Source organism: Nitrosopumilus sp., assembly GCF_025699255.1.
Taxonomy (GTDB): Archaea; Thermoproteota; Nitrososphaeria; order Nitrososphaerales; family Nitrosopumilaceae; genus Nitrosopumilus.
Genome location: NZ_JAILWA010000007.1, coordinates 1 through 21702, shown reverse-complemented (window position 1 = coordinate 21702; position 21702 = coordinate 1). Strand labels below are relative to the sequence as shown.

Sequence of the window (21702 nt, the reverse complement as noted above, 5' to 3'; positions counted from 1 at the left end):
ATAAAATTATCCTAATCCTAATTTTCTAAGAGTTCCTTGCATTTGGCGACCTTTTGAAGCTTTCATCATATTTTTAGAATTTTTATAATTTTTGATCAATTCTTTGACTTCACCTTCGGGCCAACCAGAGCCTCTTGAAATTCTTTTAATTCGTGAGGAGTTAAGTAAATCAGGATCAGCTTTTTCTGCTTTGGTCATACTTTGAATAATATATCTCCATTTGGATACTCTACCTTCCATTTGATCAACTTGATCACCTTTTACCATTCCAGACAAACCAGGCATACTGTCAAGCAAACCTTGCAAAGAACCAACTTTGGTCACCTCTTCTAATTGATAAAAGAAATCATCCATATTCATTTTCCCACTAGAAATTCTTTTCATTCGAACATCATCACCTTCATTTTCTAATCTTTTAGCTAAATCCAAAACAGCTTGAATGTCGCCCATTCCAAGTAATCGTCCAACAAATCTAGTAGGAGAAAATTTTTCTAAATCATCAATTCGTTCTCCAGTTCCTATGTACATTATTTGAGCTCCTGTAGCTGCTGATGCAGCCAATGCACCTCCTCCCTTTGCAGAACTATCTAATTTTGTAATTATTACACCACCTACTGGAATAGTTTTATGAAACGCTTCTGCTTGATTGAAACATTGTTGTCCAATTGTACCATCAATTACCAACAAAGCAAGATCGGGGTCTGCAACTTTGTTTATTCTATCCATTTCTGCAAGTAGATCTTGTTCTTCTTTATGACGACCAGCAGTATCAATTAAGATGATATCCAAAGGCTGACCAGCAAAATGTTTTAAACCATTCTTTACAATATTTGGAGAATCTTTGTTGTTTTCTTCACCATAAACCTCAACATTGGATTTTTCACACATGGTTTTCAATTGAACTAGTGCCCCAGGTCTGTAGGTATCAGCACCAATTACTCCCACTTTGTATCCCTGTCGAGTTAAAAATTTGGCAAGTTTAGATGCCACAGTAGTTTTACCACTACCTTGAATTCCAAGTAAAATAATTTTATTTTGTTTACCAGGCTTAAAATCAAATTCAGATTCATTGCCAAGTAGTTTGGATAATTCATCATACAAGATTTTTACAATGTGATCTTTTCTAGAAAGCCCTGGGGGAGGAGTCTCATTCAGAGCACGCTCCTCCAAATGTTTAGTAATTTCAAGTACGAGACGTACGTTAACATCAGATTGCAATAATGCCCTTTGAACATCTTTTGAAAGTTCTTTGATTAATTCCTCATCTATTCCAGAGGATTTTACAATTTTCTTAATTGCATCCCCCAAACTATTCTTTAGGCCTTCAAGCATGGTTGTTCAACTCCGCATCCACTATTTCAAACCTTCCTCTATAATTATCCCAATTTTTTTGAGATTGATTGATTTTGATCGAGTGTGAAAATAGAGGACAATTAATTACAAAAGTTTCTGCCTCTCCACCTTCAAAATTTAAATTAAAACCAAATTTCTCAGATAGTGATTTCAGCATAACAACATCAGATTTTGATATAATTTTACCTAGCCAAGAATCATCTAAGCCATCAGAAGATACAGTAGTCATAATAAAATCAAATTTAGAATCAATTAATTTATTCATGTATGTTACAGGTTCAGCATCCCATAAAGGAGCTAATACCTTTAGATTTAATTTGGAACAAATTTTTTCAAATTTCTCTTTTTGGAAATTACTTTTAATTCCTCCATGAACTAATCCTTCTATATGAAATTCATCTATTGCATTTTGCAATAGATTTGCTAACAAAGATAATTCATTATCAGTTTGATCATCATTTGAAACAGTTGTTAGTTGTGGAATTTGCATAGATTGTGATTGAAGTTTTGTCCAAGTAATGTTTGGATGATGAAGTAAATGACTTTCATCAGACTTTGGAAATATGCTCAATAGACATTTAATTTCATGTCCTTGATTTTGTGCAACATATGTTGCATACATACTATCTTTACCACCTGAAAAAAGAGAAGCTAATTTCATAATCTAAAAAAGATTCAATTCAACAAATTTTTTAAGTTTGTTGAAAAAGGACGCTTCATTACTCATAATCCTCATCACAAAATCAGACGGCTTTTCCGCTCATCATCAGCATCCGCATTAGTTTTTAATGCGCATGATTTTAGTTTTATCCATTACAACCCAGTATTCTACATTTTGACCATTTTCTAATTTCCCTTGAACCTCTTCATCAATCAAAGAAATATCAATGGTCTCAAATGTTTCTGAATCCATAACTTGGACAGTATCACCATTTATTGAGATAATTTGCCCAACTTTTTTGTTAATCATTGGAACATGGATTTGCATACTGACGGGGCCAACATGAGGTCTTTTTTGTCCATCAAAAATCCCCTCTCCAACAATTCTTGCTTTTGCTGCACCGTGTTTTCCTGGTTTTGAAGTATCATATTCGACTATTCTACATGGTTCGCCACTAGGTTGATCAGAATGAGGCAATAGAATGTATGAACCGATTTTCAATGAACCAAGATCAGATGGTTTACTCATGCAAAAACAGTTTTTCGTCGAATATTTAACTTTTCTACTTTAGTTGATCAAGTATAGAAAGACTCATCAAATTGGTCATAATCATTCCTTTTCGAGTAATATCTCGTCTTGTTTGATCACAATATTTTTTTACACTTTGATGGCTTTTCTCACTTGCAACTTCTATTACCACAATATTTTCAGAATAAGGAAATGTAAATTTTGAAGTGTTTAAACAAAATGTGTTCATATTTCCTAGACCAGCTATTTCGATTTTGTCTCTTTTTAGTAAAAGATTTGCTATTTCATGCAAATCATCACCATCATCTCCATATTCTAAATAATAAACAGAAACAAAATTTGTTTCACCTTCAACTTCTCTTTGAAATAGATCGTCTTTAATGTTGAATACAAATGATGTTTTTTCTTGATTATGTTTACTAAGATCCTTTGAGATTTGTTCGCTGTCTTTGAATTTGGCTAAAAGATAATGATTAGTGGCATCCGAAAAATATGGCTTACTTTCATTAGAAAAGGTTCCAGTGACAAAGAATAATTTTTCAATATTTTTTGAATTTGTCCATAATTCCTTAAGTTCAACGGATTCATGATTATGCAAATATGGAGCACATACATACCCAGAATAAGACAATGCTAGTTTAGACATAATACCATCAACAATTGTTCAGAGTATTTATGCTTTAGAGATCATAACGATCAATTAGATAATTTCATCTACGATAGTTTTTTAATAGCAGAGTTCATCGTTTTTTTGTCCCGTGGTAGCTCAGCCTGGTAGAGCTTCCGGCTGTAGTTGTTGGCTTTAGATGGCTGACCGAATAACAGCATATCAGGCATACAGAAACCGGGTTGTCGGTGGTTCAATTCCGCCCCGCGGGACCACAATTTTTTGAAAAATATTTTAAAAATAATAAAAAGATAGACTGTTTAAGAAAACAAAGATGAAATCTTAAATTAAAAAACTAATTGCCTATGCTGTTTTTTTGACTTGTTGTGCAGCTGGTCCTTTTTGACCTTCGCCTACTACAAACTCGACTTTATCGCCTTCGTTAATGAATCCGTCAACATCTGATTTGTGAACAAATAGATCGTCTCCACCTTCTCTTTCGATAAAACCAAAGCCCTTAGTACGGTTAAACCACTTTACGGTGCCTTGTTCCATTTGATTCTCAAACAATTAACTGACTATATTAACTAAAGCATCAAAAGAGAATTTAGTCAAAGACTAAAAATTAGAAATCTTTTGGGATATGGTTATTTGCTTTAAGCCATTCAACTTGAGGAAGGGTAAATCTCCAAACAATATCACCACGTTCATTATCGTTGAAATCCCAAGGTGCAATAATTACAATATCATTATCTCGGATCCAAACTCGTCTCTTTAGTTTCCCTCTAATTCTTCCACGTCGGGTAACATTATCATCACACTTTATCATGACATTTTCTCCACCCATCATTTTCAAGACGCGGCCAAATAATTCACCTTCTTCAGGCAATCTAATTTCTTTAAGAGCACTTTCGTTTTTTACTTGACGCTTTCCCATATAGCATGTTATCATAATGAGCATATAACTGGTAGGGTTTTTTGAAACAAAATACGGCGAATTCATAAGAGATTTTTAACCAGTCATATGAAAAACTACATGGAATTTCGATGTATTGAAGAATGCTCTCAATGCTGTATTGAAAGAGAATATTATCCTAGCAAAAAATTTGGTAAAATAGGTGTACTAATTCTTCCTGAAGAAAAAGAAAGAATCGAAAGACTGGCAACAAAAAATAAGATTAAAATCAAAATCTTACCAAGAATAGGAATTTCACACAAAAAAGATATGCAGCCTACAAAAATTTTAGCATATCAGTTAATGGGTTCAGAAAAAAATGGCAACACTTGTCCATTCTTGAATATAGAAGGTACAGAAAAATCACCACATGGAGGATTTCCGTGTAGAATTTACAATGAAAGGCCTCTTGCATGTTCAGCATACCCGCTGATTGAAATAAATCCAATATCACTTGATCAAAAATGTAAATTCTGTAAAGAAAATAATGATGCAGATAGTAATCTAAATTTAGAAATAGAATCACTTTTAAAAATTAAAGAAAAAATGATTCCAGACACAGGTTTCATTTGGAGATATGCTACAAATATCGGAGAAAAAGAAGATCAGGAAGAAATGGAATCAGGGTGGATTCTAGAGGAATAAATCCCACAAATAGGAATTAGCATACACCCATACAAAAATTCAAAAGGCATTACAACTTTAAAAAAACATGAGCGAAGATGCATGGTCAAATCTAGACAAAGTTGATCAAAAGATTATTGAGATTCTTAATAATAATGCAAGAACGCCATCAAAAGAAATTGCATCTGAATTAAAAAAATCAGGACATGATGTTTCAGATAGAACGATTAGAAAAAGAATCGAACGTTTAGAAAAAAGTGGCATCATAAAAGGATACAAAGCAGTTCTTACAGACGTGTCAGGAATTAACGAATATCAAGCAGTCTTAATGAAGTTAAAACCTTCCAAATCTCTTGAAGCAGTAAAAGATTCGATTAAAGATTTCATTACAAAATTGGATAATTATCTTCTAGTGTCAAATATGGAAGGAGAGTGGAATATGTTAGTGTTATTACAAGTAAATTCTGAAAAAACAAACACTTCACAAAAAATAGTAGAAAAATTTTCAGATGAGTTAATCGACTACAGAATAAATGAAATTGACATTAAAGATGTCAACATATTGAATATGTCATTATTGTTATTGTAATAAAGAATATTCTGATTCTGCAATATCTATTGCTTTTTTTAGCTCATCAAGAGTAAACGGTTTTTGAATAAAAGCAGAGACTCCAGTACTAATCGTTTTGTTAACACGAGAAGTTGTTTTTTCATCTGCAGTAATAACGATGATTTGTAAGCTAATCTTTTCTTTCAACAATTTTGTTGCAACTACATCACCTTCAAGATCAGGCAATCCCATATCTAAAAGAACAACAGGTTCTTTGTTTTCAGAAAATATTTTCTTACAACCCTTAACACCATCTTTTCCATTTTCGAAAATACTAATATCCGAATAACCTAGTTTTTGCACATATGTTTTTAATTTCATGGCAATTGCTTTACTATCATCAATAATTACAACAGGTCTTGTCACTTGAACAGATGTTTGAATAATTGTTTTAGCTTTTTGATATGCATCTTTTGCTTTGTCAAATTCACCTAAACTCAAAAGACATTTTGAAGCACAGAGTAAAGCACCTTTTACATTTGTTGAATTTTTTCCATTAGAATATTTTAAGAATAAATCACTTGCTTCTTTGATTTCATTTTCAGAGTCTTTTCCTTGTCTTTGTTTACATTCGCCTGCAAGCATATACAATAATGCAGATTTTAAAAATTCAGTTTTTTTTAGTGATTCTGCTTGGTTAAGGAACAAATTATGAGCAGTGATGAATTGTTTATTTTTTAAATGAGTTAAAGCAACTTCACAGCTTGTTTTAGTATCCAATATCGATAGTGAATTTTTTAATGTTATAAAATTTTGTAGTAGAATATAGAATCAAGGATTGATTACAGCACGACCAATAATTTTTCGTGCTTTAAGATCCTCCAAAGCAGTATTTGCCTCATCAAGAGAATACCTTTTAGAAATTACAGGATTGATTGAGCCTTTTCTTGCAAGAGCAAGAAGTTCTACCATATCATTGTAATTTCCAGTATATGCACCTTGTATAACAATCGACTTTAGAGGAATGGTTACAAGAGATAATTCAATAGAACCACCAAATAATCCCACTAACACAAGATTTCCTCGTTTTCTTAAAACAGCCAAACCGGTTTTTACTGTTGGAGGAGCATTTACAAAATCAACTACACTGTCAGCTCCCTTATCATTACATATTGAAAGAATTTTTTGAACAGTTTCAGGATCTTTAGAGTTTACAGTAAAATGAGCACCCATTTCTTTTGCAGTTTCTAATTTTGCATCATCTAAATCTACGCAGATGATTTTTGCATCAGTAATTTCACTAGCAATTTGAACTCCCATCAATCCTAATCCACCAGCTCCAACAATTACTATAAACTCAGGAGAGTTTTGATTTGCTTTTTTGATTGCAGTATATGCAGTTAATCCTGAACAAGCAAGGGATGTAGCAGCGTCAGGATCTACACCATCAAGTTTTGCCAAATATTTAGAATCAGGAATTAAAGTATAGTCAGCATATCCACCATTTTGGAAAAGACCCATTGATTTAGGAGTATCACACAAATTTTCATTTCCTACTTTACATGCAGGACATTCTCCACAACCCATCCAAGGGAAAACTAGAACATCATCACCTACAGAAACATTAGAGACATTTTCTCCAATTTCTTCGATAGTTCCTACAATTTCATGTCCAGGAGTAACAGGATATTTTACTCCTCTATCAGTAACTTTCAAAAATTGGCCATCACCAAGATCATATCCACCCTCCCACAAATGTAAATCGCTATGGCAGACACCCTCAGACTTTACCTTTAACAAAACCTGAGTTCCTTGAGGTTTTGGATTTTCAGATTCAGATATAGTTAGAGGTTCATTTGGGGCTGGAATTCGAGCAGATTTCATAGATCAGTTTTCTTTACTAACAATATAAGAGTTGACTGGATGTGAGAAAAAAATAGAGCCCTTAGATATTATTGAATAATCAAAGAGAAATTATGTGAGTGAAGCGCAAACTCCCAATAGTATTTCTCAGGAACCAGTGAATATTCTATTTAGTCCAGCATCAGTTGTAAAAAAAGATGTTTGGGAGATTGACCTAATCCAAATTCTAAATTTGTTAATTAAGATTCTTGAAAAAACAGGTAAGAAAGATCTCAAAGTAGCTGGGATGGCTGCATTATCATCATCATTAATTTACAGAATGAAAGTAGAAAGTATTTTTGCTTTACAAAAAGCAGCTATGGAGAAAAAACCAATGCATCAAAGAACAGATGTCGATATTGAATTAATCGACATTCCTTACAGACACGAATCAACATATCCAGTATCTTTGGATGATCTTTTGGGACTGCTACAAAATCTCATAGGAACTATTGCAAACCCACAATCAAGAAGAAATAAACAATTAGAGATTGAACCAATTGTTGCACCAGACTTTCAAGAATATTTTATTTCTCTGGAGAGCATCATAGGAAAATACGAGGATTTGATAATGAAAAAATTAACACCTACGGGATTTGGATTGTTACAAGATATTATTGCAGACCTTGACCAAGTGGATTCAATCAGATGTTTCTTTGCAGCATTGTTCTTGGCAAGAGATCAAAAGGTAGATCTTGAGCAAGTAGAAGACGATATCAAAATTATCATCATGAAAGAAGAATTAACAAATTGAGGAAATGAATAATGGCAAAAATTGAAAATATGGATGAAGCAACAGCAAGAATAGAAGCTGCCCTATATTCAGCTGGAAGACCATTAAGAATAGAAGACATCATAAGGGCTTCAGGCACAGAATCCAGAACAAAAACAACAGAATTACTTCAAAACATAATGAAAAAAACCAAGTCAGCATTCAAAGCATTAGAAATAGTTATTCTTCCAGATGGATCATATGTTATGCAATTAAAACCAGAATATAGTGCAACAGTTAAAAGATATGCATCAAAACCTGTTCTTCCAAACGCAACACTAAAGACATTATCATATATTGCATACATGCAACCTATTTCTTCAAAACAACTTGTTGAAACAAGAGGATCTGGAGTTTATGCACATCTCAAAGAATTAAGACAACTAGACTACATCACACATCAAAATGTAGGGCGATTAAAAATTTACACTACAACTGAAAAGTTTCAGAAATATTTTGGTATTCAAGGAGATGTTGAAGATCTAAAACAAAGATTATTCTCCAAAGTAAGAAAAACAGCCAACAGACAAACAGCAACTCCTCAAATGACCACAGAAGTAAACTAAGTAGATTTTTTACTTTATGGCTAGTTTTTTGCGTTTTGTATAAATTAGAGTAGTTCAGAGATCATTTCGTGAGAAAATCCGTAGAGAATTTAGCAACAAGTAAAATCACTGGTGGTAGAAGAGTTCCATTAAGAATTAGAAGAAAATATGAAACTGATAGATATCCCAATGAACCAATTAATGCTGCACAAGTTACAGTTACAAGAAGAGTTCGTGGAGATAATAAAAAAACAGCATTAAAGTCAATTGATTTTGTTAATTTAGCAACAGGCGAAGCTAAAGTGAAGAAATCAAAAATTCTCAAAGTTTTAGAGAATGATACAAACAACGATTACAAAAGACGTGGCATCATTACAAAAGGTGCAATTCTAGAAACAGCAGAAGGCAAATGCAGAGTTGTTTCAAAACCAGGACAAAACGGAATCGTCAACGCAATTTTACTAAAGGAATAAAATGAAAGATTACGAGCATGTCGTAATCTGGTTGGATTATTTCAACAAGAATTTAAAAAAATCTAAAGGTCGCAGAGTTGGATTAGAAAAATGTGTTTTTGACCCTTCATTAAAAGAATTGATGGATGCAACGAAAGCTAGTGGATTAGAAATAACAGAATCAGATGATAAAGTAAGATTTCCAAAAAGACCATTTGTTAGGTCAGGATATGTTATTGTACCAAAAGGATCCTCCAAGACAAAAATTCTTAACAAGATTTCAGAGAAGCTTGTGGCAAAAAGATCCAAACAGTCAAAATAAAATCAATTCTAGCTCTTAGCTAAAGTAAAGTTGACAGAAGTCTATGAAAAGAATACGATGATTAGTAATTCTAATTGCAGGAGGTAGGCGAAATAATGCACCTAGCCGGTAGTGGTAGGGTAATCATTCAACTATCAACAGAATTAGTTGAAGGACAAATACTCTGTGACGAAAGAGGAACTAGAGTTGCAAAAGTAAATGAACTGATAGGTCCAGTAAGTAGACCATATGCATCAGCAACGCCATTAACAAACAATATCAAAAAATACATTGGCAAAAATGTTTTCGCATCTCAAGAATCTCCTGCTAACAAATCAAAAAAATTTAGGAGAAGAAAAAATTGAACGTACTAGAAAAACAAAACTGTCCTGAATGTAAATCTACATTAGTAGATGACATGCAGAATGGTGAAATTATCTGTTCTGGTTGCGGCGTTGTAGTCGATGATCAGATAGCAGATTTTGGCCCAGAAACAATTAGCTCAAACTTCGAAGACAAAATGAAGCTAGCAAGAGCAACCGGACAAACAACATATTCTCAACATGATTTGGGAATAACAACTGAGATTTCAATTAGTGCAAAAGACTTTAGTGGAAAAACAATCAACCACGATGTCGCAAATCAAATGCACAATCTCAGAAAATGGCAACAAAGAGTAAGAGTTTCCTCACCTAGAGAGAGACGATTGGCAAATGTTTTAACAAAAATGGGAGAAACATGTGACGGTCTAAATCTTTCAAAAAATGTTTTGGAAACTGCATCTATGATATACAGAAACTTGGATGGACATGTTGATGTGAAGGGAAAATCAGTAGTTAGCATTACTGCAGCTACAATTTACATGGCATGCAAACAATGTGACGTAGTAAGATCATTAGAAGAAATTTGCCGAGGAATTTGTCCAGCAAAAGATGTTAAATCAAAATCAAAGCTTGCAGCTAGATACTATAGAACCATGGTGATGGAAATGGGACAATTACATGCACCAGTTGTAACCATGGACAAATACATCTCAAAGATAGCAAATATGACACAAACTGAGGTTAGAGTTGAAAGACTAGCCTTAGAAATTGCTGAAAAAACCAAAGACAGCAGTATTGCGGATGGAAAGGCTCCAAACGGAATTGCCGCAGCATATCTGTATGTAGCATCTGTTCTACTTGGACAAAATGTCTTGCAAAGAGACGTGTCAAGTATTGCAGGAGTTACAGAAGTTACTATCAGAAACAGATGTAAAGAAATTCTAACATGCTACAAACTCAAAATTACTTTGAGACCATCTCTGGCCAATTAATCATACCCCCCCCCTCTTTTCATTTTATTATCAAAAATCACGATTAGGATTAGCTAAATTTCGTCGGTATTATATAGAGAATCAAAGCGAATTGCAACATGGCAGTCTTAGAAATCAAAGATCTTCATGTATCAAGAGAAGGAAAAGAGATTCTAAAAGGAGTCAATTTGAAAACAGGTCCAGGAGAAGTACATGCCATTATGGGACCAAACGGTTCTGGTAAAAGTACATTAGCTTACACATTACTTGCACATCCAAAATATGAAGTCACTAAAGGAGATATTTTGTTAGATGGTGAAAGCATTTTAGATTTAACTGCAGATGAAAGAGCAAAAAAAGGACTATTCTTAGGATTTCAATACCCAACAGAAGTTTCAGGAGTAGGATTTTCCCATTTCTTAAGAACAGCTTACAATTCTCTAAGTAAAGCTCTCGAAGGAGATGACAGAGAAGTATTCATTACAGTTAGAGAATTTCAAAAATACCTTAAAGAGAATTTAGAAAAAGTAGGATTAAGAGAAGAATTTCTTTCCAGGTATCTTAACGAAGGCTTTTCAGGAGGAGAGAAAAAACGAGCAGAAGTTTTACAGATGGCAGTATTAAAACCAAAAATATCCATTTTAGATGAACCAGATTCAGGATTAGATATTGACGCAGTGCAAGCTGTAGCACAGGCAATTAGTAAAGTATCTACCAAAGATGCAACAGTAATCATAATTACTCACTATGCGAGAATTTTGAAATTCTTAGACAAGTTAGATTTTGTTCATGTGTTTGCAAAAGGACAAGTATTGAAAACAGGAGATGCAGCACTTGCAGATAAATTAGAAGCAGAAGGTTATGAATGGGCCTTAGAACAATCAGCCTAACCAATTTTAAACAGACAATTTTCTAAAAAACTATTGATTTACAAAGTTCATGTAGAATTTTCTAAAGAATTTTTAGAAATTAAAAATAATGAAATCAAGATTGGGATAAAATCAAAACCCATCAAAGGAGAAGCAAACAAAGAAATCATGAAAAAAATTGCCAAGCATTTCAAAACATCAACATCTTTAATCCAAATTAAATCAGGTCACAAATCATCTGAGAAGATCATTGAAATTCAACAATAGAAAATCTAGTTTTTGTTTAAATAGGGTTTCAAAATTGAAAAATACATGTCAGAAGAAAACAATCAATATTATTTTAATTTCTCATTTTTCAAAGTAGACCCTAAATGGAGATGGATGGCAGACCTGGCAAAAGAAGAATCTGCAAAAGAAGTTGAAAATGTAATCAATAATTCAGGAATTATGTTTAGATCATATTCCAATTTAGGATTAAGAGACGATGCAGACTTTTTATTTTGGTTTGCAGCGAAATCTGTAGAAGAAATTCAAAAAGTAATAGAAAAAATTTACAAAACAGTATTTGGAAAATACATTATTCCTTCTAGGACATATTTGTCATGTACAAGACCATCTCTTTATGTACAAGAACAAAAAGCCCATGGATTTGTAACTGGAACTGATCCAAAAAAACATGTCATAGTGTATCCATTCACTAAGACAAGAGAATGGTACCTGCTTCCAAAAGAAAAACGTCAGGAAATAATGGATGAGCATATAGAAGTGAGTAAAAAATATCCACAAGTTGTTCTCAACACAACATACTCATTTGGAATTCATGATGAAGATTTCATGCTTGCATTTGAGGTAGATGATATTAGAGATTTTCAAGATCTAATTATGGATTTGAGAGAGACACAAGTATCATCATATGTTAAAAACGACATTCCTATGATAGTGTGTGTGAAAAAAGACATTGTCCCAATGATATCCAGTTTGGGATAATCCTTCAGATAATTTAAAAATCAAATATCATGAGTGCAAATCTTGGATAAACATAAATGATGAAATTTCAGATCAAAAAATAGTTTTGAAATACAACAAACTGGGAAAAACAGATATCGAAATCTCAGAGATAGGATTTGGGGCATGGGCAATTGCTCTTGATTGGTGGGGCAAAAAGATTGAAGAAGATGAAGCAAAAATAATGCTCAAGAAAGCTTACGATGTAGGAATTAATTTCTTTGAGACAGGGGATTTGTACGGTAAAGGACTTAGCGAGAAGTTAATTGGAGAAGTATTCAAAGATATGAGAGACGAGATTGTTATTTCGACAAAGTATGGTTATGATTTCAGTGAAGTTGAACAAATAGGACACAAAGAACTTCCACAAAGATTTGATGAAGATTATACAAGAATGGCATTAAGAAATAGTCTAGAGAGATTGCAAACAGATCATGTTGACATGTATGGTGTACATAATCCAAAATTGAAAGATGTAAGAAATGATTCTATTTTCAATTTACTAGATAGTTTCATCAAAGAGGGAACTATCAAAACATATCAGGTGGCCCTAGGTCCTGCAATTGGATGGACGCAAGAAGGTATGGAAGCAATGGATAAACCAAATCTTAGTGCAGTTCAAACTGTTTACAACATATTGGAACAAACACCAGGAAATGAACTAATGGAAAAAGCTGTAGAAAAAGATGTTGGAATTTTAGTCAGAGTTCCTGAAGCATCAGGGATTTTAACAGGAAAAGTAAATGCAGATACAAAATTTGACGATAACGATCATAGAGCAGTTAGAAAAAGAGAATGGCTCAAAGCATCACTGGAAAAAGTAGAGCAATTCAGGCCAATTGCAGAGAGAAACGGATTAAATATTACAGAATTTGCAATGAAATTTATGATGACAAAAAAAGGATTTGCAACAGTACTTCCAACAATGATCAGTGAAGAGGAAATTGTAAATTATGCCCAAATGTCAGATGGAAAATATATTTCAGATTCAGATATGAAAGAGGTGGAAGAATTGTACAATACTTGGCCTTCGTACGAATTAAAAGCAACACCTCAAGCAAATTAATCACAGATGAACAATTCTATAGATTCAGAAAAAACTGTTGAGATAATTGAAAAAATGAAACTTGCCAAAATTGGCAAATATAAAAAATGGGAAACCATGATTAAAAAAATTAAAAACAAACAAACTCTCAACCCTGAAGAATTAGAATATTATTCAAACATCACCAGAATTTACAAAAATTCAAACATCACATCAAGAAGTAAAGTGTATCATACAAAATTATCAGAATTGGATAAAAAACCGCCATGTAAAGAGTGCGGAGAAGATTCTCTATACTACTGCAACATGAATGATGAGTATTTTTGTACAATCCATGTGGTAGGACATGATGAGAATGAATTCTAAGAAGCAGGAACAGTTTCTTCTAAACTAAAAGAATTTTCTACAAAGTATTCAACACGGGTTTTCTTGAATTCACGCGAGCTGAATAATATTTTGTATTCGTCAACATGTATTTGGTCTTGAATGGTTTTTGCCATTTCATTTGCCTCTTCATGTGTTTTACAATGGATCATAGAAAATACATTGTATGGCCAATCAGCATATGTTGGTCGTTCATAACAGTGACTTACCTGAGGGAAGGAGCCCAAAGTTTCTCCAACTTTGTTAATTCTATCTTCAGGGACTTTCCAAACAATCATCCCATTTGCAGTAAACCCAACTTGTCTATGTCTCAGTATAGCTGCAAATCTCCTCATTACACCAATATCTTCGTAATGCTTCATTTTTGCAAATAATTCATTTTCAGTAATTCCAAGATTCTTTGCTGCATTTACAAAAGGCTCATCAATAATATCCATATCTTTTTGTAATTCACGAATAAAGTCTTTATCTTCTTCAGTTGGAACAAATTTTACATTTTTAATTTCTTTTTTCTCCTCAGTTGGGGCTACATCATGTTTCTTTTCATCAACCATGTCAAGTTTTACACCAATTTTGAATAATTGTAAAGTGGGAAGCATTCTAACTTTTTTAATTCCTTTTAGAACATTGAATTTTTCTAATTCTTCTTTCAAATCAGAACCTGGAGGAACTGCCAAAGTAAACCAAAGGTTGAATTGGTGATCTCGTTCATAATTATGACTAACACCAGGATGGCGATTGATTTGACTTGCAACATATTCTAGTTTATCATCTTCAATCTCCATTGCAACTAAAGAACTAGTATAACCAAGTTTTCTTGTATCAAAGATAGCACTGAGCTGTCTTAAAACCCCAGTTTCTTTTAATTGGTTTAATCTAGATTTGATTTCTTCAGGAGTAGTATCAAATTTTTTAGCAATGGCATCAAAAGGTCTAGTCACAAGTGGAAAAGTCCATTGAATTTCATTTAGAAGTTCTTTATCAGATTCATCCATTGAAGTCAATAACTCAATAACTTGGCCATTCAATTAAAAATGTAGCTAGAATCCCAGGCTTTAATTTTTAATACATAAATAGAAACTATAGACCCTTTGATCGATGATAGTCGATTTTAATCTTCAAGGAAAAAAGGTAATCATCATAGGAGGAGGAAAAGAGGCAGAAAAAAGAGTCAACTCCATAATAAAACAAGAGTGCAGCATCATAGTAATCAGTGATTTAATTAATTCTCAAATTAACAAATTTGTAAAAACAAAGAAAATAAAATTTGTAAAACAAAAAATTTCAAATACGAAATTTATTTCAGAATTTAAACCAGATTTGATAATGACAACTACAGATGATAAAAAAATAAATCAAAAAATCATAACAGACGCAAAAAAGAAAAAAATCCTTGTTTACAGTTCAGATAATCCAGATGAAAGCGATTTTTCAAACCCAGCAATAATAGATTTTCAAAATATGATACAGATTGCAATTTTTACAGGAGGCAAGAGTCCGGCAATGGCCAAAAAAATTAAAGACAGATCGGAGAAAGTTTTCAAAAAAATCATAACAAATGAAGATATTGCTCAAATCAAAATCCAAAAAATTTCTAGAAAAATAGCCAAAGAAACCATACTCACCCAAGAAGAAAGAAGAAAATGCCTGCGTAATATCATGAGTGATAATGAGATTGATCAGTTAATAAAAGACGGTCAGGTAAAAAAAGCCGAAAAGCGAGCAATCACAATATTGAGGAACTGGAAATGAATCAAAACATCATCAATGCACGTGTAACTTTTCGTAATGCTCCAATCCACATTTTAGAACAATTTACAATCAAAGATTTGGATAATGCATATGAGCAATTTAAAGAAGATTCAGGGTTAGACGAATGTGTCATTATTCAAACATGTAACAGAATAGAACTTTTTGGCAAATCTAAAACTCAAAATTTAGAGAAAATCAAAAAAACATGGGCCACAATTACAGGACTAGAAGAAGAGGCATTTAATGAAAATGTGGAATTTGTAGAAAATCAAGAAGCGTTACACCATTTGTTGAAATTGACATCAGGGTTAGACTCCATGGTATTAGGCGAGGAACAAATCCTAGGTCAAATAAAAAATTCCATTACTTTTGCCAGAGAAGTAAAAGCATCAGGACAGCATCTTAACACACTATTTGACAAAGCAATTAGAATTGGAACAAGAATAAGGAATTCAAGTGGAATTGGTGCAGGAGGAATTTCTGTAGGTTCCATGGCAGTCAAACTAGCAGAAGAGAATATTGATGAATTAAAAACAAAAAAAGTTCTCCTTATTGGAACGGGTGAAGTATCTACACTAGTAGCCAAATCATTGCAGAGGCGTGGATATGCATTTGATGTTACAAGTAGAACAATTGGAAGATCAGAAACATTTTGTGAAACAATGGGAGGCAATCCAATTAAATTTGAAGCAGTTCTTTCAGGATTTGATAATTATGATGTAATCTTTGTTGCAACCACTGCACCATATTTTCTAGTAACTAATGAAAGAATCACAGAAGCTATGAAAAATAAGGATAAAGGAATGATGATTTTAGATTTATCAAATCCTAGAACAGTAGATGAAAAAGTAGCAACCATTGGAGGGGTCAAACTTATGAATTTAGATCAAATTGCAGAAATGGTAGAAAAGAACATGAATGCACGATTAAACAAGGTAAAAACCGTTGAAAATATAATTAATGAGGAGGTTTCTGTATTAGAAGCCTCAATGAAAAGATTAGATGCAGAACCACTGGTAAAAGATGTATTCAAGAACATAGAGAATCTCAGAGAAAAAGAATTACAGAAAGCACTTCAAATGTTAGATGAAAAAGATGAAAAGAAAATCAAAATTATTGAAGAGTTAACCAAAGCAGTGGTTGAAAGCATAGTTGCAACTCCAATGAATAACATAAGAAAAGCATCAGAGCAAGGTAAACCAGATGTTGTAGAGTTGGCCAGTAAATTATTTGACTATAAAAAACAGAATCAGGCAGACTAGGATTATATTTTAGCTAAAAGGAATTGTAACATGTCATTTCCAACTAGACGACTTCGTAGACTAAGAACGTCAGGTAAAATGAGAGAATTAATACAAGAAACTACTCTTTCCCCAAAAGATTTCATTTGTCCAGTATTTGTTCAAGAGGATTTGAAAGAAAGAGTAAAAGTGGAATCGATGGCAGAGATTGAAAGATTACCATTAGGGGATGTAAACGGTGAAGTTCAAAAAATTATCGATTTAGGAATTCCTGCAATTATGATATTTGGGATTCCATCACAAAAAGATGAAGCAGGGAGTTCAGCATTTGACGATAATGGAATTGTTCAAAAAGCAATTTCACAGATCAGGGGAGAATTTGGAGATAAAATCGTAATCATGGCAGATGTTTGTCTATGTCAATTTACATCTACAGGACATTGTGGCATTATTCAAGGAGATAAAATAGATAATGATATCAGTTTAGATACTCTAGCAAAAATTGCTGTTAGTCAAGCAAAAGCAGGAGTAGATACAGTGTCACCTTCGGCCATGATGGATGGACAAGTTGCTGCAATTAGAAAAGCACTTGACAAAGAAGGATTTACAGATGTTTCAATTATGTCACATTCTGCAAAACATCGTTCAAACTTTTATTCACCATTTAGAGACGCAGCAGAGTGTGCTCCAAAGTTTGGAGATAGAAAAACATACCAAGTTCCATTTACAAATGCAAGAGAAGCAATGATGGAAGTAGAAACAGATATTGAAGAAGGAGTAGACATTGTCATGATAAAACCTGCATTATCATATTTGGACTTGATTGCAGAAACTAGAAAAAAATACAATGTACCAGTTTCGGCATACAGTGTTTCTGGAGAATATGCTTTGGTAAAAGCAGCATCACAATTAGGATATGTGAATGAAAAAGACATTACTTTAGAAATTTTACATTCCATCAAAAGAGCAGGAGCAGATATGATAGTAACATATTTTGCAAAATCAGCTTCCAAATTCCTTCAAGAACCATGAGAAACGATGAACGTTTTGAAATTCAAAGGGCATTTGATTTATTGCCACATATTGTAGGGGCAAGTTGGACTGCAGTATGGTTTAGAATGAAAGGTATCAAAAAACCGACTAGAGAAGAATTTAGAGAAAAAACCATAGAATATTTAAAATTAATCGAGCCGGTCTTTGGATCATACCCAGAAGAAGAAGAATTTGCAGACATTACAAAATACATCAACTTTAGAAAGAATGAAGAATATGAGAAAATAAAGGCGGGAGAAAATAAAGAAATTGAAACACGATACGACAGATATGTAGATTATGGCTAAATTTTGGCTTTGTGATAGATTTTGTGTGTAAAATTATTCCACAAATTTATTATTCATAACCAATGGTTCTCATGCCAACACATGGTTTGTTGCCTTTACTCCAACATTTACAGGAACAAGAAACAGCTTTTCCACTTTTCAAGTCTTTAACAACTTTATGAAAAACCCCTTCTCTTACTTTTGATTCAATCATTATTGTTTCATATTCATCAGATTCAGTAGTCATTTTTTAAATCCCATTTCCCAAACACTAGAATTCACACATATATCGCCACATTAATTGATTATCAATAATTGTATGCCTAAATTTCCTGTCGAAGTTGTCTTAGAAATTCTTTGAGAACCTTAGTTCTCTTTTTTGCTTCTATTTTTCCTGATTTTGTATTCATCAAAGATTCCAATTTTAGTAATTTTTGATAAAAATGGTCCACGGTCCAAACTTTGTCATTTACATTTCTTGATTTACAAAACGGGTCATCAATATTGTATAGTGGTCGTTTTAGTGAACCTCCAGTAGCAAAAACTCTTGCAATCCCTATGGCCCCTAATGCATCTAGTCTATCAGCATCTTGAAGTATTTTTCCCTCAATTGTAACAGGGATTTTATTTTGGGAAAAACTATGATCACGAATAGCATCTGAAATTATAATAATTTCTTCTTTTGAAAAGTTATATTTTTTTAATATGGTTTTAGATTTTTTTGCACTTTCAATAGAGGAATTTTTTGAACGATTGTCTGATTTAGGGTAAGAGACAACATCATGTAGTAGCGTAGCACAAAGAACTAATTTTTTGTTTACTTTTTCTTGTTTGCATAGTTTTTGAGCATTTTTGTATACTCTCATTATGTGTTCAAAATCATGTGCAGGATCGTTATCCATCATCTCTTTAATCTCATTTTTGAGAGAATCAATCACATTCATTTAGAATCTCCATATTTTTGGTTTGACAAATTTTAATTTTCTTTGAGTAATTAAAAGGGTCCAATTGATAGAGGCAAAAAGAATTATCAATCCTATTCCTGCACCATCAATTAATAAAATTCCAGTTAGACGATCCTCAAACAATTCCAAGAAAGGAGTCAATACGGCATTACCAGAATAAATCATTACAATATACGAAATAGTTCTACCAAACCAAAATCCAATATAGATACCTAAGCTTTTTGCACGCATTAAACCATAAGCAATAAACAGCATATTGCTTGGAAGTGGTGTTGCACCAAATAGAAAAGATGCAATCACATAACCGTATTTTTTTTGATTAAGGTAATCTCCAATCACATCAAGATTTGATTTTTGTTCTTCTGCAACAAATCTTCTAAAAATAACACTAATCTGTTTAAGAATAAATCTGCCAAGAGTAGCTCCTGTTGCTCCCACCATAGAGAGAATTATAATATTCAAAGCAGGGTCAAGTAGATAAAATGACGTCAAAATAATCCAGCTTGGAGGCATAAGAATAGGAGATGCATTAACTCCAATCAATACAAGAAATATCCCAAAATAAGAAAATTTACCAAAAATTTCAAAAATATCGAACATCTTTCAAAAATCATATCACTTTTTCATCTTCTAAACCCTTGGATCCATATTTAGTCATGAAAAAATTTCATTATGATCTAAAAAATTATAAAAATTACATTTTTTTAAAAACAATGATCATGTATTGTAAGAAATTGGATCAATCATGCAATATCCTTATAAGCAATTTATGCCTAACACAATCATGTCTGAGATGGTTTGGAAGTGTTATAGATGCAATCTATCTTTCAAGGACGACCAACTTGCAGACATGCATAAACAGATTTCAGATCATTCAATTACAAAAGTAAAGACAATTGTAGCATAATTACAAGAATTTTTCAAAAATAATTCATTTTAATGAAAATTTAGTGCAGAGGGTGGGATTTGAACCCACGAACTCCTGAGAGAAGGGATTTCCTATTGGATGGATCTTGAGTCCCTCTCGGTTGACCGGGCTTCGATACCTCTGCAATGAGATTGAATATAGACCGATATTTCTCGATTACTATTTCAGACAATTAAAAATCTGATCCATTTTACGGCAATTATTTGACAAAGCTTATAATCATGCAAAATGGTTTCAAAAACAATGTCAGAATTCATACCAATTTCCGAAGCAAAAAAAATGCGAAGTGGAGTTAATGTTGAAGCTGTTGTTAAAAGCAAAGGAGAACCTAGAACTGTCAATCTAAAAAGTGGCGGTACAGTAGATGTCTGCGATGCAGTAATTTCTAACGGTGAAACTGAAGATGACCAAATGAAACTCACTTTGTGGGCAGACGATATCAAAGCAGTAAATGTAGGAGATACAGTTGTTATCACAAATGGATATACAAATGAGTTCAAAGGAGAAGTATCTCTAACCAAAGGTAAATTTGGTAAGATGGATGTTAATCCTCAATAAGTATAGAAACTAGATTCATTTTATTTTATTTTATATTTCCTGACATACATACAGAAATGAATGAAAATCAATTCCAAAATAAAATTATTTCAAAAATCTTTCAAAGATTTTAAAAATTTGGGATTTACATCAAAGCCATTTTCAGGATAGCAATTAAGCATCCAACCATTATCAATTTCATAAAATTCTATATTATTACAATCAGTATCGTATTCCAATGGAGAATTATCAAATTCCCAATCGAATCCATTTTTAATCTCATCTAAAGGGTAATTATGACCTTTAACTAAAGAGATAGTATCATCAGAATTCAAAATTACTTCTGCATATAATGCATTGGGATAAAGATAGATTACATTAGGGTGATTCAATATTGCATCAAATTCAGATTTAGTTACATACTCATTATGTAATAAAAATACAGCGTCATATTGATTTAATATTTCAGGATTTTTAGATATCAAATAATCATTTGTGAAAGGATATTCCAATAACTCAAATGTCAAAATTGCAGCTTCACTTGATGTAAATTTCCAGTGTGAAACTAAAGGGACAGTTAAACAAGATTCATCACAATTTCCAGTATAATATGAATAAAATCCAGGATTAGAATATGCCGATGCTGTGAAAAGAGGCAACACTACAATCGCATTTTGGGTAGAATCATACCGAATTTCATCATACAGCAAATTATTTTCAGGATTTAATTCAAATTTTAAGTTGGAAGGAGGATTAGAATTATTTTCAGAAATGGCAGGAATAAATACATGAAAAATAGAGCCAGAATTTTTTACCAGAGTCCATTGTGTAGAATTAGAAGTTTGAGAAATTTCAGGAGTGTCAGAATTATTATTCATTAAAAACAAACCACAAATAATTGCAATAGATGTTAAACCAATAATTGCAATAACTAATCCACGTTTTTTCATATTAAAACAAATCAAGTAAGTTAAAGGGTAATTTATTAGAATAAAACATTAGTTTGATTAGAACAACTATCTCCTAGGTTTCTTTTTAGCTGCAGTCTTTTTCTTTGCAGGTTTCTTTTTAGCTGCAGTCTTTTTCTTTGCAGGTTTCTTTTTAGCTGCAGTC

31 protein-coding genes and 2 tRNA genes are annotated in these 21702 nt (G+C 32.6%); 19 read left to right on the top strand and 14 right to left on the bottom strand.

All coding sequences use genetic code 11. The features are described from left to right. Nucleotides 1-6: 6 nt before the first annotated feature. The 4 genes from K5781_RS07230 to K5781_RS07215 all read right to left on the bottom strand — a co-directional run bounded on the left by K5781_RS07230 (nucleotide 7) and on the right by K5781_RS07215 (nucleotide 3188). Nucleotides 7-1332 carry a signal recognition particle receptor subunit alpha gene (locus K5781_RS07230; protein WP_297442212.1) on the bottom strand — a complete coding sequence of 442 codons (1326 nt, stop codon included), beginning with the start codon at nucleotides 1330-1332 and terminating at the stop codon, nucleotides 7-9. Further along, the gene (locus K5781_RS07225; protein ID WP_297442210.1) at nucleotides 1325-2014 is read right to left on the bottom strand and encodes a diphthine--ammonia ligase; all 690 of its coding nucleotides are present in this window, start codon (nucleotides 2012-2014) and stop codon (nucleotides 1325-1327) included. The genes K5781_RS07230 and K5781_RS07225 overlap by 8 nt, the downstream gene beginning before the upstream one ends. A 117-nt stretch (nucleotides 2015-2131) precedes the next feature. Next, entirely contained in the window at nucleotides 2132-2542 is a 411-nt protein-coding gene (locus tag K5781_RS07220) for a translation initiation factor IF-5A (protein ID WP_297442209.1), read from the bottom strand. Between the two features lie 34 nt (nucleotides 2543-2576). Continuing rightward, on the bottom strand, nucleotides 2577-3188 hold the full coding sequence (locus K5781_RS07215; protein ID WP_297442207.1) for a hypothetical protein: 612 nt from the start codon (nucleotides 3186-3188) through the stop codon (nucleotides 2577-2579). Nucleotides 3189-3297: 109 nt separating this feature from the next. Between K5781_RS07215 and K5781_RS07210 the strand changes: the two genes are divergently transcribed. Continuing rightward, nucleotides 3298-3424, top strand: a tRNA-Tyr gene (locus tag K5781_RS07210). Nucleotides 3425-3512: 88 nt separating this feature from the next. Here the strand turns inward: K5781_RS07210 and K5781_RS07205 are convergent. Together K5781_RS07205 and K5781_RS07200 are read right to left on the bottom strand one after the other, a co-directional pair. Beyond that, nucleotides 3513-3704 carry a cold-shock protein gene (locus tag K5781_RS07205; protein ID WP_014964711.1) on the bottom strand — a complete coding sequence of 64 codons (192 nt, stop codon included), beginning with the start codon at nucleotides 3702-3704 and terminating at the stop codon, nucleotides 3513-3515. A 70-nt stretch (nucleotides 3705-3774) separates the two neighbouring features. Beyond that, nucleotides 3775-4086 carry a translation initiation factor eIF-1A gene (locus tag K5781_RS07200; protein WP_297442204.1) on the bottom strand — a complete coding sequence of 104 codons (312 nt, stop codon included), beginning with the start codon at nucleotides 4084-4086 and terminating at the stop codon, nucleotides 3775-3777. A gap of 99 nt (nucleotides 4087-4185) precedes the next feature. Here K5781_RS07200 and K5781_RS07195 point away from each other — a divergent pair, with 99 nt between their 5' ends. Together K5781_RS07195 and K5781_RS07190 are read left to right on the top strand one after the other, a co-directional pair. After that, a complete protein-coding gene (locus K5781_RS07195) occupies nucleotides 4186-4749 on the top strand; it encodes a YkgJ family cysteine cluster protein (protein WP_297442203.1) in 564 nt (187 codons plus the stop codon). Between the two features lie 67 nt (nucleotides 4750-4816). After that, nucleotides 4817-5317, top strand: coding sequence for an AsnC family transcriptional regulator (locus K5781_RS07190; RefSeq protein ID WP_297442202.1), 501 nt, complete (start codon nucleotides 4817-4819; stop codon nucleotides 5315-5317). Here the strand turns inward: K5781_RS07190 and K5781_RS07185 are convergent. Both K5781_RS07185 and K5781_RS07180 read right to left on the bottom strand, forming a co-directional pair. Beyond that, nucleotides 5309-6058, bottom strand: a complete 750-nt coding sequence (locus tag K5781_RS07185; RefSeq protein WP_297442201.1) for a response regulator — start codon at nucleotides 6056-6058, stop codon at nucleotides 5309-5311. The genes K5781_RS07190 and K5781_RS07185 overlap by 9 nt on opposite strands. Nucleotides 6059-6109: 51 nt before the next feature. Beyond that, nucleotides 6110-7162, bottom strand: a complete 1053-nt coding sequence (locus tag K5781_RS07180) for an alcohol dehydrogenase (RefSeq protein ID WP_297442200.1) — start codon at nucleotides 7160-7162, stop codon at nucleotides 6110-6112. Nucleotides 7163-7256: 94 nt separating this feature from the next. On the opposite strand from K5781_RS07180, the gene K5781_RS07175 reads away from it, so the two are divergent. The 11 genes from K5781_RS07175 (at nucleotide 7257) to K5781_RS07125 (ending at nucleotide 13829) form a co-directional block, all read left to right on the top strand. After that, entirely contained in the window at nucleotides 7257-7934 is a 678-nt protein-coding gene (locus K5781_RS07175; RefSeq protein ID WP_297442199.1) for a chromosome segregation protein ScpA, read from the top strand. Nucleotides 7935-7945: 11 nt separating this feature from the next. After that, nucleotides 7946-8518: an SMC-Scp complex subunit ScpB gene (locus tag K5781_RS07170; RefSeq protein ID WP_297442198.1), complete on the top strand. Its 573-nt coding sequence runs from the start codon at nucleotides 7946-7948 to the stop codon at nucleotides 8516-8518. A gap of 68 nt (nucleotides 8519-8586) precedes the next feature. Further along, nucleotides 8587-8970 carry a 30S ribosomal protein S8e gene (locus K5781_RS07165; RefSeq protein WP_297442197.1) on the top strand — a complete coding sequence of 128 codons (384 nt, stop codon included), beginning with the start codon at nucleotides 8587-8589 and terminating at the stop codon, nucleotides 8968-8970. Between the two features lies 1 nt (nucleotide 8971). Continuing rightward, nucleotides 8972-9271 carry a signal recognition particle subunit SRP19/SEC65 family protein gene (locus K5781_RS07160; protein ID WP_297442196.1) on the top strand — a complete coding sequence of 100 codons (300 nt, stop codon included), beginning with the start codon at nucleotides 8972-8974 and terminating at the stop codon, nucleotides 9269-9271. A 74-nt stretch (nucleotides 9272-9345) separates the two neighbouring features. Further along, nucleotides 9346-9615, top strand: a complete 270-nt coding sequence (locus K5781_RS07155) for an H/ACA ribonucleoprotein complex subunit GAR1 (protein WP_297442195.1) — start codon at nucleotides 9346-9348, stop codon at nucleotides 9613-9615. Continuing rightward, complete coding sequence (locus K5781_RS07150) at nucleotides 9612-10565, top strand: TFIIB-type zinc ribbon-containing protein (protein ID WP_297442194.1); 954 nt, start codon at nucleotides 9612-9614, stop codon at nucleotides 10563-10565. The genes K5781_RS07155 and K5781_RS07150 overlap by 4 nt, the downstream gene beginning before the upstream one ends. A gap of 98 nt (nucleotides 10566-10663) precedes the next feature. Then, nucleotides 10664-11434, top strand: a complete 771-nt coding sequence (gene sufC, locus K5781_RS07145; RefSeq protein WP_297442192.1) for a Fe-S cluster assembly ATPase SufC — start codon at nucleotides 10664-10666, stop codon at nucleotides 11432-11434. A gap of 33 nt (nucleotides 11435-11467) precedes the next feature. Continuing rightward, nucleotides 11468-11680, top strand: a complete 213-nt coding sequence (locus K5781_RS07140) for a DUF167 domain-containing protein (protein ID WP_297442190.1) — start codon at nucleotides 11468-11470, stop codon at nucleotides 11678-11680. Nucleotides 11681-11725: 45 nt separating this feature from the next. Then, entirely contained in the window at nucleotides 11726-12400 is a 675-nt protein-coding gene (locus K5781_RS07135; RefSeq protein WP_297442188.1) for a chlorite dismutase family protein, read from the top strand. An 85-nt stretch (nucleotides 12401-12485) separates the two neighbouring features. Then, nucleotides 12486-13484: an aldo/keto reductase gene (locus tag K5781_RS07130; protein WP_297442186.1), complete on the top strand. Its 999-nt coding sequence runs from the start codon at nucleotides 12486-12488 to the stop codon at nucleotides 13482-13484. 6 nt (nucleotides 13485-13490) lie between these two features. Continuing rightward, nucleotides 13491-13829, top strand: a complete 339-nt coding sequence (locus tag K5781_RS07125) for a hypothetical protein (protein ID WP_297442184.1) — start codon at nucleotides 13491-13493, stop codon at nucleotides 13827-13829. On the opposite strand, the gene K5781_RS07120 is transcribed toward K5781_RS07125, so the two are convergent. Next, entirely contained in the window at nucleotides 13826-14842 is a 1017-nt protein-coding gene (locus K5781_RS07120; RefSeq protein WP_297442341.1) for an Lrp/AsnC family transcriptional regulator, read from the bottom strand. The two genes, K5781_RS07125 and K5781_RS07120, sit on opposite strands and share 4 nt — an antisense overlap. Before the next feature lie 103 nt (nucleotides 14843-14945). On the opposite strand from K5781_RS07120, the gene K5781_RS07115 reads away from it, so the two are divergent. The 4 genes from K5781_RS07115 to K5781_RS07100 are packed head-to-tail and all read left to right on the top strand — an operon-like array spanning nucleotide 14946 to nucleotide 18180. Then, nucleotides 14946-15599, top strand: a complete 654-nt coding sequence (locus tag K5781_RS07115) for a bifunctional precorrin-2 dehydrogenase/sirohydrochlorin ferrochelatase (protein ID WP_297442182.1) — start codon at nucleotides 14946-14948, stop codon at nucleotides 15597-15599. Beyond that, entirely contained in the window at nucleotides 15596-16861 is a 1266-nt protein-coding gene (hemA, locus tag K5781_RS07110; protein WP_297442180.1) for a glutamyl-tRNA reductase, read from the top strand. Before K5781_RS07115 ends, hemA begins: the two co-directional genes overlap by 4 nt. A gap of 30 nt (nucleotides 16862-16891) precedes the next feature. Further along, nucleotides 16892-17872 (top strand): porphobilinogen synthase, encoded by a 981-nt coding sequence (gene hemB, locus K5781_RS07105; RefSeq protein ID WP_297442178.1) that lies wholly within the window; start codon nucleotides 16892-16894, stop codon nucleotides 17870-17872. After that, nucleotides 17869-18180, top strand: coding sequence for a hypothetical protein (locus K5781_RS07100; protein ID WP_297442176.1), 312 nt, complete (start codon nucleotides 17869-17871; stop codon nucleotides 18178-18180). The genes hemB and K5781_RS07100 overlap by 4 nt, the downstream gene beginning before the upstream one ends. Nucleotides 18181-18229: 49 nt before the next feature. On the opposite strand, the gene K5781_RS07095 is transcribed toward K5781_RS07100, so the two are convergent. The 4 genes from K5781_RS07095 to K5781_RS07080 form a co-directional block, all read right to left on the bottom strand. Continuing rightward, on the bottom strand, nucleotides 18230-18406 hold the full coding sequence (locus tag K5781_RS07095; RefSeq protein WP_297442174.1) for a hypothetical protein: 177 nt from the start codon (nucleotides 18404-18406) through the stop codon (nucleotides 18230-18232). Nucleotides 18407-18482: 76 nt separating this feature from the next. Beyond that, on the bottom strand, nucleotides 18483-19103 hold the full coding sequence (locus tag K5781_RS07090; RefSeq protein WP_297442172.1) for an HD domain-containing protein: 621 nt from the start codon (nucleotides 19101-19103) through the stop codon (nucleotides 18483-18485). Continuing rightward, nucleotides 19104-19724 (bottom strand): hypothetical protein, encoded by a 621-nt coding sequence (locus tag K5781_RS07085; RefSeq protein WP_297442170.1) that lies wholly within the window; start codon nucleotides 19722-19724, stop codon nucleotides 19104-19106. A 351-nt stretch (nucleotides 19725-20075) separates the two neighbouring features. Beyond that, nucleotides 20076-20176: transfer RNA gene (locus K5781_RS07080), tRNA-Leu, on the bottom strand. A gap of 119 nt (nucleotides 20177-20295) precedes the next feature. On the opposite strand from K5781_RS07080, the gene K5781_RS07075 reads away from it, so the two are divergent. Further along, complete coding sequence (locus K5781_RS07075) at nucleotides 20296-20610, top strand: DNA-binding protein (protein WP_297442168.1); 315 nt, start codon at nucleotides 20296-20298, stop codon at nucleotides 20608-20610. An 89-nt stretch (nucleotides 20611-20699) separates the two neighbouring features. Here K5781_RS07075 and K5781_RS07070 read toward each other — a convergent pair whose 3' ends face one another. Continuing rightward, entirely contained in the window at nucleotides 20700-21554 is an 855-nt protein-coding gene (locus tag K5781_RS07070; RefSeq protein ID WP_297442166.1) for a hypothetical protein, read from the bottom strand. Nucleotides 21555-21702: the final 148 nt, after the last annotated feature.

What these genes read in the sequence shown, in the direction of transcription:
- K5781_RS07230 (WP_297442212.1), bottom strand. Translation starts at nt 1,332, where the DNA reads ATGCTTGAAGGCCTAAAGAATAGTTTGGGGGATGCAATTAAGAAAATT.
- K5781_RS07225 (WP_297442210.1), bottom strand. Translation starts at nt 2,014, where the DNA reads ATGAAATTAGCTTCTCTTTTTTCAGGTGGTAAAGATAGTATGTATGCA.
- K5781_RS07220 (WP_297442209.1), bottom strand. Translation starts at nt 2,542, where the DNA reads ATGAGTAAACCATCTGATCTTGGTTCATTGAAAATCGGTTCATACATT.
- K5781_RS07215 (WP_297442207.1), bottom strand. Translation starts at nt 3,188, where the DNA reads ATGTCTAAACTAGCATTGTCTTATTCTGGGTATGTATGTGCTCCATAT.
- K5781_RS07205 (WP_014964711.1), bottom strand. Translation starts at nt 3,704, where the DNA reads ATGGAACAAGGCACCGTAAAGTGGTTTAACCGTACTAAGGGCTTTGGT.
- K5781_RS07200 (WP_297442204.1), bottom strand. Translation starts at nt 4,086, where the DNA reads ATGGGAAAGCGTCAAGTAAAAAACGAAAGTGCTCTTAAAGAAATTAGA.
- K5781_RS07195 (WP_297442203.1), top strand. Translation starts at nt 4,186, where the DNA reads ATGGAATTTCGATGTATTGAAGAATGCTCTCAATGCTGTATTGAAAGA.
- K5781_RS07190 (WP_297442202.1), top strand. Translation starts at nt 4,817, where the DNA reads ATGAGCGAAGATGCATGGTCAAATCTAGACAAAGTTGATCAAAAGATT.
- K5781_RS07180 (WP_297442200.1), bottom strand. Translation starts at nt 7,162, where the DNA reads ATGAAATCTGCTCGAATTCCAGCCCCAAATGAACCTCTAACTATATCT.
- K5781_RS07170 (WP_297442198.1), top strand. Translation starts at nt 7,946, where the DNA reads ATGGCAAAAATTGAAAATATGGATGAAGCAACAGCAAGAATAGAAGCT.
- K5781_RS07160 (WP_297442196.1), top strand. Translation starts at nt 8,972, where the DNA reads ATGAAAGATTACGAGCATGTCGTAATCTGGTTGGATTATTTCAACAAG.
- sufC (WP_297442192.1), top strand. Translation starts at nt 10,664, where the DNA reads ATGGCAGTCTTAGAAATCAAAGATCTTCATGTATCAAGAGAAGGAAAA.
- K5781_RS07135 (WP_297442188.1), top strand. Translation starts at nt 11,726, where the DNA reads ATGTCAGAAGAAAACAATCAATATTATTTTAATTTCTCATTTTTCAAA.
- K5781_RS07125 (WP_297442184.1), top strand. Translation starts at nt 13,491, where the DNA reads ATGAACAATTCTATAGATTCAGAAAAAACTGTTGAGATAATTGAAAAA.
- K5781_RS07120 (WP_297442341.1), bottom strand. Translation starts at nt 14,842, where the DNA reads ATGGATGAATCTGATAAAGAACTTCTAAATGAAATTCAATGGACTTTT.
- K5781_RS07115 (WP_297442182.1), top strand. Translation starts at nt 14,946, where the DNA reads ATGATAGTCGATTTTAATCTTCAAGGAAAAAAGGTAATCATCATAGGA.
- hemA (WP_297442180.1), top strand. Translation starts at nt 15,596, where the DNA reads ATGAATCAAAACATCATCAATGCACGTGTAACTTTTCGTAATGCTCCA.
- hemB (WP_297442178.1), top strand. Translation starts at nt 16,892, where the DNA reads ATGTCATTTCCAACTAGACGACTTCGTAGACTAAGAACGTCAGGTAAA.
- K5781_RS07100 (WP_297442176.1), top strand. Translation starts at nt 17,869, where the DNA reads ATGAGAAACGATGAACGTTTTGAAATTCAAAGGGCATTTGATTTATTG.
- K5781_RS07095 (WP_297442174.1), bottom strand. Translation starts at nt 18,406, where the DNA reads ATGACTACTGAATCTGATGAATATGAAACAATAATGATTGAATCAAAA.
- K5781_RS07090 (WP_297442172.1), bottom strand. Translation starts at nt 19,103, where the DNA reads ATGAATGTGATTGATTCTCTCAAAAATGAGATTAAAGAGATGATGGAT.
- K5781_RS07085 (WP_297442170.1), bottom strand. Translation starts at nt 19,724, where the DNA reads ATGTTCGATATTTTTGAAATTTTTGGTAAATTTTCTTATTTTGGGATA.
- K5781_RS07075 (WP_297442168.1), top strand. Translation starts at nt 20,296, where the DNA reads ATGTCAGAATTCATACCAATTTCCGAAGCAAAAAAAATGCGAAGTGGA.